The sequence below is a fragment of the Klebsiella aerogenes KCTC 2190 genome, assembly GCF_000215745.1.
In the GTDB taxonomy this organism is placed as follows: Bacteria; Pseudomonadota; Gammaproteobacteria; order Enterobacterales; family Enterobacteriaceae; genus Klebsiella; species Klebsiella aerogenes.
In genome coordinates, this window is the sequence record NC_015663.1 from 4,803,830 (window position 1) to 4,821,006 (window position 17,177).

At 53.7% G+C, this 17,177-nt stretch carries 17 protein-coding genes, 1 pseudogene and 1 riboswitch; of the genes and pseudogenes, 10 read left to right on the forward strand and 8 right to left on the reverse strand.

Translation table 11 applies throughout. From position 1 onward, the window contains the following. Window positions 1–21: 21 nt before the first annotated feature. The 4 genes from pabB to EAE_RS22785 all read left to right on the forward strand — a co-directional run bounded on the left by pabB (window position 22) and on the right by EAE_RS22785 (window position 5,213). Complete coding sequence (pabB, locus tag EAE_RS22770) at window positions 22–1,377, forward strand: aminodeoxychorismate synthase component 1 (protein ID WP_015705927.1); 1,356 nt, start codon at window positions 22–24, stop codon at window positions 1,375–1,377. Between the two features lie 3 nt (window positions 1,378–1,380). Then, window positions 1,381–1,959, forward strand: coding sequence for a CoA pyrophosphatase (locus EAE_RS22775; protein WP_015705928.1), 579 nt, complete (start codon window positions 1,381–1,383; stop codon window positions 1,957–1,959). A 163-nt stretch (window positions 1,960–2,122) separates the two neighbouring features. After that, on the forward strand, window positions 2,123–3,487 hold the full coding sequence (sdaA, locus tag EAE_RS22780; RefSeq protein ID WP_015705929.1) for an L-serine ammonia-lyase: 1,365 nt from the start codon (window positions 2,123–2,125) through the stop codon (window positions 3,485–3,487). 130 nt (window positions 3,488–3,617) lie between these two features. Continuing rightward, window positions 3,618–5,213: an EAL domain-containing protein gene (locus EAE_RS22785; RefSeq protein WP_015366042.1), complete on the forward strand. Its 1,596-nt coding sequence runs from the start codon at window positions 3,618–3,620 to the stop codon at window positions 5,211–5,213. A gap of 16 nt (window positions 5,214–5,229) precedes the next feature. Here EAE_RS22785 and yoaE read toward each other — a convergent pair whose 3' ends face one another. Next, window positions 5,230–6,789, reverse strand: coding sequence for a CNNM family cation transport protein YoaE (gene yoaE, locus EAE_RS22790; RefSeq protein WP_015366041.1), 1,560 nt, complete (start codon window positions 6,787–6,789; stop codon window positions 5,230–5,232). A gap of 445 nt (window positions 6,790–7,234) precedes the next feature. On the opposite strand from yoaE, the gene manX reads away from it, so the two are divergent. The 5 genes from manX (at window position 7,235) to mntP (ending at window position 11,451) form a co-directional block, all read left to right on the forward strand. After that, a complete protein-coding gene (gene manX, locus EAE_RS22795) occupies window positions 7,235–8,200 on the forward strand; it encodes a PTS mannose transporter subunit IIAB (RefSeq protein ID WP_015366040.1) in 966 nt (321 codons plus the stop codon). 55 nt (window positions 8,201–8,255) lie between these two features. After that, a complete protein-coding gene (locus EAE_RS22800) occupies window positions 8,256–9,056 on the forward strand; it encodes a PTS mannose/fructose/sorbose transporter subunit IIC (protein WP_015366039.1) in 801 nt (266 codons plus the stop codon). A 12-nt stretch (window positions 9,057–9,068) separates the two neighbouring features. Beyond that, window positions 9,069–9,920 carry a PTS mannose transporter subunit IID gene (locus tag EAE_RS22805; RefSeq protein WP_015366038.1) on the forward strand — a complete coding sequence of 284 codons (852 nt, stop codon included), beginning with the start codon at window positions 9,069–9,071 and terminating at the stop codon, window positions 9,918–9,920. 95 nt (window positions 9,921–10,015) lie between these two features. Next, a complete protein-coding gene (locus EAE_RS22810; protein ID WP_015366037.1) occupies window positions 10,016–10,474 on the forward strand; it encodes a DUF986 family protein in 459 nt (152 codons plus the stop codon). A 199-nt stretch (window positions 10,475–10,673) separates the two neighbouring features. Further along, a riboswitch (yybP-ykoY riboswitch) is annotated at window positions 10,674–10,777 on the forward strand. Window positions 10,778–10,884: 107 nt separating this feature from the next. Then, the gene (gene mntP / locus EAE_RS22815; RefSeq protein WP_015366036.1) at window positions 10,885–11,451 is read left to right on the forward strand and encodes a manganese efflux pump MntP; all 567 of its coding nucleotides are present in this window, start codon (window positions 10,885–10,887) and stop codon (window positions 11,449–11,451) included. Between the two features lie 3 nt (window positions 11,452–11,454). On the opposite strand, the gene rlmA is transcribed toward mntP, so the two are convergent. From rlmA to mgrB, 6 genes and pseudogenes are all read right to left on the reverse strand, one after another. Then, window positions 11,455–12,249 (reverse strand): 23S rRNA (guanine(745)-N(1))-methyltransferase, encoded by a 795-nt coding sequence (rlmA, locus tag EAE_RS22820; RefSeq protein ID WP_015705931.1) that lies wholly within the window; start codon window positions 12,247–12,249, stop codon window positions 11,455–11,457. Window positions 12,250–12,310: 61 nt separating this feature from the next. Then, window positions 12,311–14,056 (reverse strand): peptidoglycan glycosyltransferase FtsI, encoded by a 1,746-nt coding sequence (gene ftsI / locus EAE_RS22825; protein WP_015705932.1) that lies wholly within the window; start codon window positions 14,054–14,056, stop codon window positions 12,311–12,313. 190 nt (window positions 14,057–14,246) lie between these two features. Continuing rightward, entirely contained in the window at window positions 14,247–14,456 is a 210-nt protein-coding gene (gene cspE, locus EAE_RS22830; RefSeq protein WP_001062678.1) for a transcription antiterminator/RNA stability regulator CspE, read from the reverse strand. Between the two features lie 12 nt (window positions 14,457–14,468). Beyond that, a pseudogene (locus EAE_RS22835) lies at window positions 14,469–14,613 on the reverse strand (DUF2627 domain-containing protein). Window positions 14,614–15,254: 641 nt separating this feature from the next. Further along, entirely contained in the window at window positions 15,255–15,545 is a 291-nt protein-coding gene (locus EAE_RS22840) for a YebO family protein (protein WP_015366033.1), read from the reverse strand. 74 nt (window positions 15,546–15,619) lie between these two features. Then, complete coding sequence (mgrB, locus tag EAE_RS22845; protein WP_015366032.1) at window positions 15,620–15,763, reverse strand: PhoP/PhoQ regulatory lipoprotein MgrB; 144 nt, start codon at window positions 15,761–15,763, stop codon at window positions 15,620–15,622. Window positions 15,764–15,922: 159 nt separating this feature from the next. Here mgrB and EAE_RS22850 point away from each other — a divergent pair, with 159 nt between their 5' ends. Beyond that, a complete protein-coding gene (locus EAE_RS22850) occupies window positions 15,923–16,162 on the forward strand; it encodes a YobH family protein (protein WP_015705933.1) in 240 nt (79 codons plus the stop codon). Window positions 16,163–16,213: 51 nt separating this feature from the next. Here the strand turns inward: EAE_RS22850 and kdgR are convergent, their stop codons facing one another. After that, window positions 16,214–17,005 (reverse strand): DNA-binding transcriptional regulator KdgR, encoded by a 792-nt coding sequence (gene kdgR / locus EAE_RS22855; RefSeq protein ID WP_015705934.1) that lies wholly within the window; start codon window positions 17,003–17,005, stop codon window positions 16,214–16,216. Window positions 17,006–17,177 lie beyond the last annotated feature (172 nt).

Genomic DNA, 17,177 nt, shown 5'->3' on the forward strand with positions numbered 1-17,177 from the left:
GGCACATTAGGATCGAGGTTAATGTTGTCCCCCGCTATTATCACCCTGCCCTGGCACCCGGATGCCGCCGAACGCTATTTCGCGCCGTTAAGCGCCACGCCGTGGGCGATGCTGCTGCACTCCGGCTTCGCCGACCATCCGTATAGCCGTTTCGATATTATCGTCGCCGAACCGCGCGCGACGTTGGTTACCCGCGGCGAGCAAACCTGTGTCTGCGACGGTGAAGGCAAATATGTCTCGCAGGACGATCCGCTGCAGCTGCTGCAACAGCAGTTGGATCGCTGTCAGTTAACCCCGCAGGCCGATGATAACCTGCCGTTTCTCGGCGGCGCGCTGGGGCTATTCGGCTACGATCTTGGCCGCCGCTTTGAACGTCTTCCGACGCAAGCGCAGGCTGATATTGCCATGCCGGAGATGGCGGTAGGCATTTATGACTGGGCGCTGATCGTCGATCATCAACGCCAGCAGGTGTCGCTGCTGAGCTATGACGATCCGCAACGGCGCCTGCAGTGGCTGGAATCGCAAACACGCCAGCCGGCTGAACCTTTCTCCCTGACCTCCTGCTGGCAATCGAATATGAGCCGCCAGCAGTACGGCGAAAAATTCCGCCAGGTACAGGCGTACCTGCGCAGCGGCGACTGTTATCAGGTCAACCTGGCGCAGCGTTTTAAGGCCCGCTACCGCGGCGATGAATGGCAGGCATTTCGTAAGCTTAATGCCGCCAACCGCGCGCCGTTCAGCGCCTTCATTCGCCTGCCGGAAGGGGCGATTTTAAGCCTGTCTCCGGAGCGTTTTATTCAACTGCACCAGGGTGACATCCAGACGCGCCCCATCAAAGGCACGCTGCCGCGACTCGATTCTCCGCAGGAAGACGCACGCCAGGCGGCAACGCTTGCCCACTCGCCGAAAGACCGCGCCGAAAATTTAATGATTGTCGATCTGATGCGCAATGATATCGGCCGCGTCGCCGTGCCGGGCAGCGTTCGCGTACCGGAACTGTTTGTGGTCGAACCGTTCCCGGCGGTACATCACCTGGTGAGCACCATCACCGCACGATTGCCTGCTACGCTTGATGCCAGCGATCTGCTGCGCGCGGCCTTCCCTGGCGGCTCCATTACCGGAGCGCCGAAAGTTCGCGCCATGGAGATTATCGATGAACTGGAACCGCAGCGACGCAACGCATGGTGCGGCAGCATTGGTTATCTCAGCCTGTGCGGCAATATGGATACCAGCATTACTATTCGTACGATCACCGCCTGGCAGGGCCAACTGTACTGCTCAGCGGGCGGCGGTATCGTGGCGGACAGCGAAGAAGCCGCGGAATATCAGGAAACTTTTGATAAAGTTAACCGTATCCTGCATCAACTGGAGAGCTAGAACATGGCGGCTAACGCCCTCGATCTGGACGACTTTCTATCCCGTTTTCAACTGCTGCGCCCGCAGCCCTCGCCGCAGTCGCTAAACCAGCGCCAGGCGGCGGTACTGGTGCCGATTGTCCGTCGGCCGCAGCCGGGACTGTTGCTGACCCAGCGTTCGCCGCTGCTGCGCAAGCACGCGGGCCAGGTCGCCTTCCCCGGCGGCGCAGTAGATAACACCGACGCTACATTGATTGCCGCCGCGCTGCGCGAGGCGCAGGAAGAAGTGGCGATCCCGCCGGAAGCCGTTGAAGTGATCGGCGTGCTGCCGCCTGTCGACAGCGTCACCGGCTTTCAGGTAACGCCGGTTGTTGGCATAATCCCCCCGGACCTGCACTATCATGCCAGTCAGGACGAGGTGTCTGCGGTGTTTGAAATGCCGCTGGAAGAGGCGTTGCGCCTGGGTCGTTACCACCCGCTGGACATCCATCGGCGCGGTAATTCACATCGCGTCTGGCTATCGTGGTACCAACATTATTTTGTCTGGGGAATGACCGCCGGCATTATTCGCGAGCTGGCGCTGCAAATCGGCACTCGCCCTTAGCTATAATAAGTAATGAGAAGCCGCTCTCACTATTAGTAAAACCAAGGTTATCCATTAGTTTAATTCATGTGAATAGTTAAGCTGACAACCCGGTTCCCTCTTACACTATGCGCAGTTATTACATCGTTACCGCAACCGCGGTAACCCTGTCAGGAGTGTTATCGTGATTAGTATATTCGACATGTTCAAGGTGGGGATTGGTCCCTCATCTTCCCATACTGTAGGGCCGATGAAGGCCGGTAAACAGTTCGTCGATGACCTGGTCGAAAAGGGATTGCTTAATGAAGTGACGCGCGTCGCCGTTGACGTCTATGGGTCGCTTTCATTAACCGGCAAAGGCCACCACACGGACATCGCCATTATCATGGGACTGGCGGGCAATCTGCCTGCGACGGTCGATATTGACGCGATCCCGGCATTTATCCGCGACGTAGAAACCCGCGGCCGTCTGCTGCTGGCAAACGGGCAACACGAAGTCGACTTCCCGGCGGATGACGGCATGCGTTTTCGTAGCGACAACCTGCCGCTGCACGAAAACGGCATGACTATCCATGCGTGGGCCGGCGAGAAAGAAATCTACAGCAAGACTTACTATTCAATCGGCGGCGGTTTTATCGTCGACGAAGAGCATTTCGGCAAAGAAGACGCGAGCGAACTGCAGGTTCCGTATCCGTTTAAATCGGCACAGGAAATGCTGGGCTACTGCAAAGAAACCGGTCTGTCGCTCTCCGGCATGGTGATGCAAAACGAACTGGCGCTGCACAGCAAGCAAGAGATCGAGGCCTATTTTGAAAACGTCTGGCAAACCATGCGCGCCTGTATCGATCGCGGCATGAACACCGAAGGTGTGCTGCCGGGGCCGCTGCGCGTGCCGCGTCGCGCTTCGGCGCTGCGTCGTCTGCTGGTCGCCAGCGATAAGCTGTCTAATGACCCGATGAATGTTGTCGACTGGGTGAACATGTTCGCGCTGGCGGTCAACGAAGAGAACGCCGCAGGTGGCCGCGTTGTTACCGCGCCGACCAACGGCGCCTGTGGTATCGTTCCGGCAGTGCTCGCCTACTACGATCACTTTATCGAGTCCGTCAGCCCGGATATCTATATTCGCTACTTTATGGCGTCCGGCGCGATTGGCGCGCTGTACAAGATGAACGCGTCCATTTCCGGCGCGGAAGTCGGCTGTCAGGGCGAAGTCGGCGTCGCCTGTTCAATGGCAGCGGCGGGCCTGGCTGAACTGCTTGGCGCCAGCCCGGAGCAGGTTTGCGTGGCGGCGGAAATCGGCATGGAACATAACCTCGGCCTGACCTGCGACCCGGTCGCCGGCCAGGTTCAGGTGCCGTGCATCGAGCGAAACGCTATCGCCTCCGTGAAGGCGATTAACGCCGCGCGTATGGCGATGCGCCGCACCAGCGAACCGCGCGTCTCTCTCGATAAAGTTATCGAGACCATGTACGAAACGGGTAAAGACATGAACGCCAAATATCGCGAAACCTCTCGCGGCGGCCTGGCGATCAAAGTCCAGTGTGACTAAAACACGTCTGTGAAATGCGCCCTTTCCGGGCGCATTTTTCTTTTTCTCCCACCAACTTATCTTACCCACTACACTTGCTTTAAGCCGGCTGTTACTCTTATTCCTCTATTTAGCCGACAGGGCGCCTCGCATGCAAAATGCACAGAAGGTCATTTCGACATACCGCCGCAAGCGCATTCTGGTGTGCCTGGCCGTTGCATTTCTGACACTTGCCGTCACCCTGACAATCCGATTTATTTCACAGCGTAGCCAAAATCAACAGCGCATCCAGACGGTGACCCGCAATATGGTGATCGCGATGGACAATATCCTGCAGCCGCTGGCGGCAAAACACGCTACCCTGCTGAGTATGGTGGGCAAACCCTGTCAGGATGTGCATCTTGAGCTGCGTAAAACCGCAGCCACTCTACAGACCGTACGCTCAATCATCCTTGTTCAATCCGGGATGGCCTACTGCTCCAGTATTTTTGGCCCACGCCATGTGGCCATTCATCAGCTGCAGCCAACGTTGCCGGCAGTCAACCCGCTGTTGGCCTTTTCAACCGATAACTCGCTGCTCAAAGGCACACCGGTACTGATTCAGTGGTATCCCTCTTCCGTAAGCGGTGCCGACGGCGCGTTGTTAATTATCAATATTGAGCTGCTTGGCGAATTGATTCTCAAAGAAAAATCATCGTTGATAAGCGACATCAGCCTCACGGTAGGCAACAAGAGTTTTCTCAGCGATGTTGGCGTCGTTGCAAGCGATCGGTTGCCGGGTCTGCCGATAATTTACCGGCAAAGCTCCAGCCAGTTTCCCTTTACCATCAACATCAGCGGCCCGGGAGCCTCCGCGGTAGCCTTAGAAGAACTGCCCGCCGAATTACCGCTGGCGCTGATGTTCAGCCTGTTGATGACCGGTATCGCCTGGTTGACGACCGCAGGACGAATGACTTTCTCGCGCGAAATAACCCTGGGTATCGCCGCCCACGAGTTCGAGGTATGGTGCCAGCCGCTGCAGGATTTACGTACTCAGGAGTGTTGTGGCGTGGAAATTTTGCTGCGCTGGAACAATCCGCGCCGCGGAAATATCTCGCCGGATGTTTTTATCCCGATTGCTGAAGGCTACAACCTGATAGTCCCCCTGACCCGCTACGTCATCGCTGAAACCGCCCGCCGGCTGCATTATTTCCCGCAGGATGCCAATTTTCATATTGGTATTAACGTGGCGGCGCGTCATTTCAGCAACGGCGAGCTGCTGCGCGATCTGCACACCTATTGGTTCAGCGCTAATCCGGTACAGCAGCTGGTGGTCGAGCTGACCGAACGCGATGTCCTGCGTGAAGGCGATCATCACATGGCAGAGCACCTGCATTTTAAAGGCGTCCAGCTGGCTATTGATGACTTTGGCACCGGTAACAGTTCGCTATCCTGGCTGGAAAAACTTCGCCCGGATGTACTGAAAATTGATAAATCTTATACCGGCGCCATTGGCATTGATGGGGTCAACGCGACGGTGACCGATATGATTATCGCCCTGGCGCACCGGCTCAAAATCGTCACCATTGCCGAAGGCGTCGAAACTCAGGAACAGAAGATTTACATGCGTAGCCACGGCGTGGATTTACTACAGGGATATTATTATGCCCGCCCGTTGCCGGTGGAGGATTTTCCGCGCTGGCTGGCGGAAGAGAAGCACCGTCTGGCGGCGACTGGGGGTAAAAAACAACCCGCCGGGCAAGTTTAGCCCGGCGGGTTCGGCATTACTCTTCTTCGTCGTTATCGTGGACGGTTTTAATGACCCGTACCAGATCGACGCGATAATCATTGGCTTCAACGATGGTGAACTGCAGCGGCGGCAGTTCGACAACATCGCCTATCCGCGGGATATGACCGTTCGCGGAGATAACCAGCCCGGCAACGGTCGCGATATCATCGTCTTCGTTGACCAGGTCGTCCAGCCCCAGCGCCTGCTGCAGCGCGTGGAGGTCGGTTGACCCTTTGATTAGCCAACCCTCGCCATCCAGCACAATTTCCGGCGTTTCGTCGGCGTCCGGGAACTCACCAGCGATGGCTTCCAGGACGTCCAGCGGCGTCACCAGACCCTGCACCACGCCAAATTCGTTGGTGACGATGACAAAACTGCCGCGCGCCCGGCGCAGCACGCCCAGCAGATTGATCGGATCCAGCGTTTCCGGCACCACAATCGCCGGGGAAGCGGATGCCATCGCGGCAACGTTCTCGCCCGCTTCCAGCGCCACCAGCATCTCTTTGGCGCGTACAATACCAATGATTTCATCAAGTTCGCCGCGGCAAACCGGGAACATGCTGTGCGGGGAAGAAAGCAGCTGGCGACGAATTTCGTCTTCGCTCTGCTCAGCATCCACCCAGCTAATTTCGCCTCGCGGAGTCATGATACTGCGCAATGAGCGCTGCGCCAGGGTCAGCACGCCGTTAATCATATAGCGTTCTTCTTCAGCAAACGCCCCTTCCGGCACCGGCACTGCCGCCGGGCTATCGCTATCGTGCGCCACGGTCGCCTGTTTGCGACCGCCCATCAAGCGCAGAATCGCATCAGCGGTACGCGCGCGCAGCGGCAACGTCGACTGGTGGCGGATAAAGTTACGCCGCGCCACCTGGTTAAAGAATTCAATGGTAATCGAGAAGCCAATCGCCGCGTACAGGTAACCCTTCGGAATATGGAAGCCAAAGCCTTCTGCCACCAGACTCAGACCAATCATCAGCAGGAAGCTCAGACACAGCACGACAACCGTCGGATGTTGGTTCACGAAGCGGGTTAACGGCTTCGAGGCCAGCAGCATCAGGATCATCGCGATCACGACCGCAGCCATCATCACCGGCAAATGGTTTACCATGCCAACGGCGGTAATCACCGCATCAAGCGAGAAGACGGCATCCAGCACCACAATTTGTAACACGACGACCCAGAAGCTGGCATAGCCTTTGCCGTGACCGGCATCATGCTGGCGGTTTTCCAGTCGTTCATGAAGCTCTGTCGTCGCCTTGAATAGCAGGAAGATACCGCCGACCAGCATGATCAGATCGCGCCCGGAGAACGAAAAATCGCCTATGCTTATCAAAGGCTTGGTCAACGTGACCATCCACGAGATAACCGAGAGCAGCCCCAGGCGCATAATCAGCGCCAGCGACAGGCCGATTATACGTGCCTTATCACGCTGTTTTGGCGGCAGTTTATCGGCAAGGATGGCGATAAAGACCAGGTTATCGATACCCAGAACAATTTCGAGGACTACCAGCGTCAGCAGGCCAGCCCAGATGGTGGGATCCATTAAGAATTCCATGAGCGGCTCCCGTTAACGACAGCGGTAGTCATCGCGATGTCATGCACCGGCGAAACAATGGTTGCTGGTAAAAAAGCGTGTGTGGTTGAGACGGCAGACGAGTGCCTGAGGGTGAAAAGACGTCGATGACGGTCCATACGGCGGGCTATGCCCTATACTCCTGAGTAATTAAACGGAAGCTAAACATAGCAAAATATAGCGCAGAATTGGCAAAAATTTACCTGTCTTTGCAATAGCTAAGGCTATTTTTTGCGCTGCGAAATTATTGATTATTGAAGCGTAATTTACGGAGCTCCATCACATTAATTATTTTTTCACTATCTAAAATAATTCGCGGTAGTAATTAATTTAGATCTTACACCCTTACTGAATCGATTTTTCCACAAGAGTGATTCAGGATGTATCAGACCAGATGATGCATTCACCATAATAACGGAGGTAGCAAGTGACGATTGCTATTGTAATAGGCACACATGGTTGGGCTGCAGAACAACTGCTGAAAACCGCAGAAATGCTGTTGGGCGAGCAGGAAAACGTTGGCTGGATCGATTTCGTTCCTGGCGAAAATGCCGAAACGCTGATCGAAAAGTACAATGCACAGCTGGCAAAACTGGATACCACAAAAGGCGTGCTGTTCCTCGTTGATACGTGGGGCGGTAGTCCATTTAACGCGGCAAGCCGCATTGTTGTTGATAAAGAAAACTATGAAGTGATCGCTGGCGTCAACGTCCCGATGCTGGTTGAAACCTTCATGGCTCGCGATGACGATCCGTCGTTTGATGAGCTGGTGGCGCTGGCGGTGGAAACCGGTAGCGAAGGCGTGAAAGCGCTGAAAGCCAAACCGGTTGAAAAAGCGGCGCCGGTTCAGGCTGCCGCGCCGAAAGCGGCAACGCCCGCTAAACCGATGGGTCCAAATGATTACATGGTGATTGGCCTGGCGCGTATCGATGACCGTCTTATCCACGGCCAGGTTGCGACCCGCTGGACCAAAGAGACTAACGTCACCCGCATTATCGTGGTCAGCGATGAAGTTGCCGCCGACACGGTGCGCAAAACGCTGCTGACCCAGGTGGCTCCTCCGGGCGTGACCGCTCACGTTGTTGATGTCGCGAAGATGATTCGCGTCTACAACAACCCGAAATACGCCGGCGAGCGTGTCATGCTGCTGTTCACTAACCCAACGGACGTTGAACGTATTGTTGAAGGCGGCGTGAAAATTACCAGCGTCAACATCGGCGGTATGGCTTTCCGCCAGGGTAAAACGCAGGTCAATAACGCGATTTCGGTCGATGCGACAGATATCGAAGCATTCAAGAAGTTGAATGCCCGCGGTATTGAACTGGAAGCGCGTAAAGTTTCCACCGACCAGAAACTGAAAATGATGGATTTGATCGCCAAGGTGGGTAATTAACCCGGCGCTCGCGAGCCAACCTTCACTTTAAGACTTAATCAACAGGAGAAGTACAATGGAGATTACCCTTCTTCAGATTGTGCTGGTGTTCATCGTCGCGTGTATTGCGGGTATGGAGTCGGTACTTGATGAATTTCAGTTCCACCGTCCTCTGGTCGCCTGTACGTTAATTGGCGCCGTTCTCGGTGACATGAAAACCGGTATCATCATCGGCGGTACGCTGGAAATGATCGCTCTGGGCTGGATGAACATCGGTGCGGCAGTTGCGCCTGATGCCGCGCTGGCATCCATTATTTCTACCGTACTGGTTATCGCCGGTCACCAAAGCATTGGCGCCGGTATCGCTCTGGCTATCCCGCTGGCGGCGGCAGGCCAGGTTCTGACCATTATCGTTCGTACCATCACCGTTGCCTTCCAGCACGCGGCGGATAAAGCCGCTGAAAACGGTAACCTGACGGCCATCTCCTGGCTGCACGTTTCCTCGCTGTTCCTGCAGGCAATGCGTATCGCCATCCCGGCGGTTATCGTAGCCATCTCTGTCGGTACCAGCGAAGTTCAGGGTCTACTGAATGCCATTCCGGAAGTCGTGACTGGCGGTCTGAATATCGCGGGCGGCATGATCGTCGTCGTCGGTTACGCGATGGTCATCAACATGATGCGCGCGGGCTACCTGATGCCGTTCTTCTATCTCGGTTTCGTCACCGCGGCCTTCACCAATTTCAACCTGGTTGCGCTGGGTGTGATTGGTGCCGTTATGGCCATTCTCTACATTCAGCTGAGCCCGAAATATAACCGCGTAGCGGGTGCCCCGGCTCAGGCGGCTGGTAACAACGATCTCGATAACGAACTGGACTAACAGGTGAGCGAAATGGTTGATATGACTAAAAATACCACCGAGAAAAAACTCACTCAGAGTGATATTCGTGGCGTGTTCATTCGTTCTAACCTGTTCCAGGGTTCATGGAACTTCGAACGTATGCAGGCGCTGGGCTTCTGCTTCTCTATGGTTCCGGCAATCCGTCGCCTGTACCCGGAGAACAACGATGCGCGTAAGCAGGCTATTAAGCGTCACCTTGAGTTCTTCAACACCCATCCGTACGTCGCGGCGCCGGTACTCGGCGTAACGCTGGCGATGGAAGAGCAGCGTGCTAACGGCGCGGAAATCGACGATGGCGCAATCAACGGTATCAAAGTCGGTTTGATGGGGCCGCTGGCAGGCGTCGGCGACCCGATCTTCTGGGGTACCGTGCGTCCGGTATTCGCCGCGCTCGGCGCCGGTATCGCGATGAGCGGTAGCCTGCTTGGTCCGCTACTGTTCTTCATCCTGTTCAATGCCGTGCGTCTGCTGACCCGCTACTACGGCGTAGCATACGGCTATCGTAAAGGCGTGGACATCGTTAAGGATATGGGCGGCGGCTTCCTGCAGAAACTGACCGAGGGGGCGTCAATCCTCGGCCTGTTTGTCATGGGGGCCCTGGTTAACAAATGGACGCACGTTAATATCCCGCTGGTGGTTTCCACGATCACCGGTCAGGATGGTCAGACTCGCGTGACCACCGTGCAGACCATCCTTGACCAGCTGATGCCGGGACTGGTACCGCTGCTGCTGACCTTCGCCTGTATGTGGCTGCTGCGTAAGAAAGTCAACCCGCTGTGGATCATCGTTGGCTTCTTCGTCATCGGTATCGCCGGCTACGCGGTCGGCCTGCTGGGTCAATAATCATCACGTTGTAGGCCGGGGACGGCTTTGTCCCCGGCTTTTTTTTAGCGTTAAAACGTGTACCTGTATGCAGGTCCACGCTGGCTGGAGGATCAATGGCAATCACGGAGCTGGTGCTCATTCTGTTTATCGTCGCCCTGGTGGCTTTCGCTATCTACGACCAATTTATCATGCCGCGCCGCAATGGCCCCACCCTGCTGTCAATCCCCCTGCTGCGTCGTGGACGCGTCGACGGGATGATTTTCGTCGGCCTGACGGCGATTCTCATTTACAACAATATTGCCAGCCATGGCGAAATAATCACCACGTGGTTATTATCTGCGCTGGCATTAATGGGGTTATATCTGTTCTGGATCCGTACGCCGCGAATTCTGTTTAAAAAGAGCGGTTTTTTCTTTGCCAACGTGTGGATTGAATATCCGCGGATTAAAGCGATGAATTTGTCAGAAGATGGCGTACTGGTGATGCAATTAGAGCAGCGGCGCCTGCTTATTCGCGTACGAAATATCGACGATCTGGAAAAAATATACAAACTACTCGTTACCAGTCAATAAGTTACAGATATAGCCTGCGCTATATTCCCGCCTTTCATTACTGTGGGAATATATAGCCATGGCTATATTTACCCGCCTCACCTCGTTATATTATTTAACCAATCCTTCACTTAAGATTTTAAATGAAAATCGTTATCATTTATTGTGGCTAATATTATTTTTCTGTGATTGTTTTACCTTCTCAAAATATGTTAAGGTTGCGCCCGTCGTTGGGGAGTAGCCGATTTTCCGCAGGTGGAAAATGTACGTGTCAACATACTCGTTGCAAAACGTGGCACGTACGGGTTGAGCGGTCGTTCAATCAGGCGAGACCATAGATACATCACTGCTGTACGTTATGCTCAGGCTCCGCGTATGTTTACTGGGGGCAGCGATGTGTCATATGGATATTCCCCGGTCAGGACACGCTCATGAATATTTCTGCCACTATCCTTCTTGCCTTTGGTATGTCGATGGACGCGTTCGCCGCTTCTATCGGTAAAGGCGCCACCCTGCATAAACCTAAATTCTCCGAAGCGCTGCGCACCGGTCTTATTTTCGGCGCGATCGAAACCCTGACGCCGCTGGTCGGCTGGGGGCTGGGCATGTTGGCCAGCCAGTTTGTACTGGAATGGAACCACTGGATCGCTTTCGTGCTGCTGGTGTTTCTCGGCGGGCGTATGGTGATTGAAGGTTTTCGCGGCGGCGATGACGATGAATGTGAAGCGCCGCGTCGCCACGGCTTCTGGTTGCTGGTGACTACCGCATTCGCTACCAGTCTTGACGCGATGGCCGTTGGCGTGGGGCTTGCTTTCCTGCAGGTCAATATTATCGCCACCGCGCTGGCTATCGGCTGCGCCACCTTTACCATGTCAACGCTGGGAATTATGGTTGGCCGCTTTATCGGCCCGCTGCTCGGCAAACGGGCCGAAATTCTCGGCGGTATCGTGCTAATCGGTATCGGCGCGCAGATTCTGTGGGGCCATTTCGCGCCGTAGCCCTTACGCCTCGCGCTGCCAGCAGTGAATCATGAAATCGGTCTGGCAGCCAAAGGTCTCCTGCTGGCGCAGTAATTCTCGTACCTCCGGTTTCGCTCGCCAGGCAAACGGCGTCATCTGCAGTAACGCTTCCGCCTGCGTGCCGCTCAACTGCATCGGATAGGCTAACTGCTGCTCATGACGCAGCGTAAAGCCCGGCATCGCTTCCCGGTTCAGTTCATGCAAACGAACTTCATCGTAGATCAGCCCTTTCAGCTCCATCAGATGGCGCGGTCCCGGCGTAGCGGTAATCACCCAACCGCCGCCTTTCACTACACGCGCTAATTCGTCCGCGTTACAGGGCGCATAAATACGCACTACCGCATCCAGAGACCGATCGGCAAAAGGCAACCGTTGGCTGGAAGCAACGCAGAATTCGACCTGCGGGTAACGTTTAGCGGCGGCGCGGATCGCCGATTTTGAGACATCGAGGCCGAAACTGCGTGCGGCAATGGCGGCGAAAGCATGCGTGTAGTATCCCTCTCCGCAGCCAATATCCAGCAACTCGCCCGGCGCGAAAGCCCGCAGATAGCTGCAAATCGCCTCACGCAACGGCTGATAATATCCGCCATCGAGGAAGGCGCGGCGCGCCTGCATCATCTCAGCGCTATCGCCCGGGTCGCGCGAACGTTTGAACTGCACCGGCAGTAAATTGACATACCCTTCCTTTGCCAGATCGAACTGGTGCCGCTGCGGGCAAATATAGCTATTTTCGCTGCGGCTAAGCGGCGCGTGGCATAGTGGACAGGTATAAGACATGATAACTCCGGTGGCGCTGAAAGGGCGAAAGTGTAGCGCTATTCGCCCTCGCAGACCACTGTTACAGCGCGGGAACCGAACCCTCGCGGTTATGCATGACGATAAGATTCTCAGAGCCCTGCGGCATACCGTCGGGCATTACGTTTTCCAGACGCAACACATCGCCCATGATCTGGCTGAACACCGGCGCGGATACCGCCCCGCCATAGTATTTACCGTTGCTGGGGTCGTTTATCACCACCACCAGCGCAAACTTCGGCTGACTGGCCGGCGCCACGCCGGCGGTGTAGGCGACGTATTTATCGATGTATTTCCCGTCGGGGCCAATTTTCTTCGCTGTGCCGGTTTTCACCGCGATACGATAATCGCGTACCGCCGCTTTCGTCCCGCCCCCACCCGGCAGCGCCACGCTCTCCATCATATGTTCCACTTCATGCACGATCTCCTGCGGCATAACTCGCGTACCGATAACCGGCGGATCGATACGGGTTATCGACAGTGGGCGTTCAATGCCGTAGCCGCCGATCGTCGCATAGACATGCGCCAGCTGCAGCGGGGTTACCATCAGTCCATAGCCAAAGGCGAAGGTGGCGCGATCCAGCTCACCCCAATAACGGCGATGCGGCATTAACCCGGAGCTTTCGCCGGTCAAGCCAAGCCCGGTCGGGTCGCCAAAGCCAAAGGCCTTATAAGTGTCGATCAAGTGTTGCACCGGCATTGCCAGTGAGAGGTGCGAAACCCCGGTATCGCTCGATTTTTGCAAAATACCGGTGAGCGTCAACTCAGGATAATAACCCACATCGCGAATGCGATGACCATCAAGGGTAAAGGGATGGGTATCAACCACGCTATCCGGCTGCACAATCCCCTGCTGCAGCGCGGTCATAATCACCAGCGGTTTGACCGTTGAACCCGGCTCAAAGGTATCGCTGATAGCGCGATTTCGAAAATCATCGAGCTGGGCGCTGTCGCGGTTATTAGGGTTGAAGTCCGGGTAACTGGCCATCGACAGGATTTCGCCGGTATCAATCTTGATTAATACCGCCGCGCCGGATTCCGCCTTATTCCACCGTACGGCATTATCCAACGCATCTTCCGTCACCGTCTGCAGGCGCTCGTCAATACTGAGCTGCAGGTTATGCGCCGGCACAGCGGCCTGCTCGGTAATATTCTCAATCACGTGGCCATGGCGGTCCTTACGCACCAGCCGACGCCCCGGCGTTCCCATGAGCTGTTTGTTAAAGCTTTTTTCAACCCCCTCGATCCCCTGATTATCCACGTTGGTAAAACCCAGCAGGTTCGCCGCGACGTGCCCGGCGGGATAGAAGCGGCGTGATTCATCGCGCAGATAAACGCCCGGCAGGTGTAATTTATCGATCCACTCCGCCTGTTCCGGATTAACCTGACGCGCGAGATAGAGGAATCGGGCATGCGGATGTGACTGCACCCGATGAGAGAGGTCAATAAGATCAATATGCAACGCTTCCGCCATTGCCTGCCAGCGCGGGCCATAGCCGACGCCGCCCTTTTCCAGCATGGTCTGCGGATCTATCCAGATAGCGCTTACAGGCACGCTCACCGCCAGCGGGCGTCCTTCACGATCGCTAATGGTTCCGCGCATCACGTCGATGGGTTCTTCACGCAGTGAACGCATATCCTCTTGTTTAACCAGATTATCCGGAGAGACGATTTGCAGCCAACCTACCCTCGCCAGCAGAAATCCAAGACATCCCAAAATCGCCACACACAGCAACCCAAAACGGATAGGGAGAAAATTTGTGGCGGACTTACTTTTATTCTTTTGCACCGTAGCTCCAGCATTATTTTGCAACCACCTGATTTAACAGAAAATTGGTAAAACAGACTGCTAAACAGTGCTAATAAGGGTGATGTTTTGCAACAAAGCGCGTCGGAGGGGAAATATTGGAAATACTTTGCAACAGATGCTAAAAAGCCCCGCTATAGCGAGGCTTTCTTACAAGATGAGTGGTCTTGAATCAGATAGCAGTTACGTTAACTGCAGCCGGACCTTTCTGGCCGTCCTGAATTTCGAACTCAACGTTCTGGCCTTCAGCCAGAGTTTTGAAGCCGTTACCCTGGATTGCAGAGAAGTGTACGAACACGTCTTTGCTGCCATCAGCCGGAGTAATGAAGCCAAAACCTTTAGACTCGTTGAACCACTTAACTTGACCTTTAATCTTTGCCATTTGCAAAATTCCTTAAACTGTTTTCTTCACCCGCAGGTGCTTACATAGATAAAACTGACACATAACTGCATGAGGCACTAATATAAGGTTCGGCAGAGAAGCGGTATTCAACGACAACGTGTTTACTCAGGACTTCTTTACTGAAAATGCCACACATAAACAGAACTGTACCTCGTTTAACCCGAAACGTGTTATCACACACAACGTAAATAATGGCAAGCCATTTTTAAACGTGTCACGATCGTTCGCACAAATTATCAGGAAATCATTTGATCGCCTGCACATTTATGCGTCTTTGCCGCGCCTGGCTTATCTTTGCATCGTTACCAAACACACAATAACGTATGCCTGATAAATGCAACTTTTTTACCATAGCTCAACAACTTCTGTTCGTCCAGGTACGTACGTATACGAACTGCCATATTTGAGGGGGCGTTGCGGCATCATGTGCATAATGATGCGCAAATAACTTTAAAGAACAAGAGGAAATCGCCTTAACTCGCCGCGTAGTAGTGTTAATTAAACCCCTAACTCGTTACAGCCCAAATATCCGCTAAAATAGCCCTTAATAATGAAATATTAATGACAAAGTATTGCCGTCAGGCAATAGAAACGTTTCGTTATTACTTTTTTTGATTAGCTCAAAAGATTATTCAATATGTGAAATAGAGCGTGGATGTTTAATTCATTAAACGGTAACGACCGGCCGCGAAATGGGGAATTACATAAGAATAAGTTATAGCAAAATTTTGTAGCACTCACAGGCGCGCACGCGATGTGCACACCTGTTCTTCAAACTTAACGTTCGGCAACGAGACGAATGAAATCGTCGTCGTTTTTCTCCTTCTCATCCGCTGAAGGTTCAGCAACCTCTTCTTTGTGCGGCGCATTGGCTTCACAGAGACGGCGCAGCAGCGCATTTTGCCGCTTTTGTTGATCCAGCAGCGACTGCAGCAGTTCGATTTGCTCATTGCTACGTGAACTGGCGCGATTCACAAAGAACCATAACAGCAGCCCCACCAACAGCAGTACAACGGAAAGCGCCAGAGACGCCAGACTTACAATCCCAGGATTCAATAACTCACTCATTTCACCACCTCAAAGAGAAGGCGTTCATTCTACCACCCGCGCGGCAGAAGAAAATCCGTCGGCACAAAAATGTCTTACCAGGGGATGAACTTGTTAATAGCGCAAATACCGCTGAAAAATTGCACATCCTGATCGCACATTACGTTAAGCATCTGAGTCCACAGCAGCAAACAACCCGCTATGACAACGATCAGCAAAACCCAGCGTAATTTTTTCACTCCACTCTCCGCACCATAATCAGATGTTGCCAGGATAACATGGCCTTCTTAAACCGCGGCTAACTGTAATACGAAAGGCAAGTTTAGGAATCATAGACTTGTATCAAATAGTGTTCGTGCCAGAATACACGGCAGGATCATACAAATAACGAGGCAAAAATGCGATTGATCATTCGCTCTATTGTCATACTGGCGATTGTCTGGATTGGCGTATTATTAAGCGGTTATGGCGTGTTAATTGGCAGCAATCAGAATGCTGGCGGGCTGGGACTGCAATGCAAATACCTGACAGCGCAGGGTATCACCACCGCACAATATGTTCATTCTGATAGCGGTATTATCGGTATTACCAACTGCCCTATTCTGCGCAAAAGCGTGAAGGTTATCGACCAGGGTTAAAATGACAGGAGCTACAGGGTAAGGTATTACGCTGTAGCTCATCATTCACTGTCAAAACGGGTAACGGTTATAACCCATCTGCTCGGAAATCTTACGCGCCGCAGCGTGCAACATCGCCACATATTCGTGCAAACGTTCTTCAGAGAAACGCAGCGTCGGGAAGGAGATACTCAGTCCGGCAATCACCACGCCGAAGCGATCGAAGACCGGCACCGCAATACAGCGTAATCCTTCTTCCTGCTCCTCATTGTCTTCGCCATAGCCCTGCTCGCGCACCTGGTCCAGCACTTTCAATAGCGCGCTGGTATCAGTAATGGTTCGCTCGGTGCTACGTTTGTACTCGACGCCGTCCATGATTTGCTCGACTTCCTCCCGGTCGCGCCACGCCAGCAGCACTTTGCCAATGGCGGTGCTGTACAGCGGATTACGTCGGCCGATACGCGAATACATCCGCAGGTTGTACATGGAATCAATTTTGTGGATGTAAACGATGCTGTCTTCATCCAGCGCGCCGAGGTGAATCGTCTCTTTGGTCAGGCGAGAAATTTCACGCATCTGGATATCCGCGCTGCGGATCAGGTCAACGTTCTGCAACGCCCGCGCGCCAAGCTCGAACAACTTCAACGTTAAAGAATATTTCTCAGACTCGCCTTCCTGTGCGACATAGCCCAGTGACTTCATAGTCTGTAAAAAACGATACACCGTGCTTTTAGACATCATCACACGCTGTGACAATTCGGTGATACCAATCTCACGCTCTTCGCCCAAAGCCTGCAGGATGCCAAAAACTTTTAATACTGAAGAGACAGAATCTGGCTGTTTATCCATATCAGCAGCTGCCATTGTTCACCTCATCGTAACTGTTTTATAAAATTCAGAACTGTTTTTTATTATAAATTCACATTATGACCGTCGCAATCGTTGTTCTGCGAGTTGGTTACAAATCTGCGACTTATGGTTGAATAATCAATGCTAAAATCATTAATCAGAAAATAGTTTCCTCTAAGACTTAAAC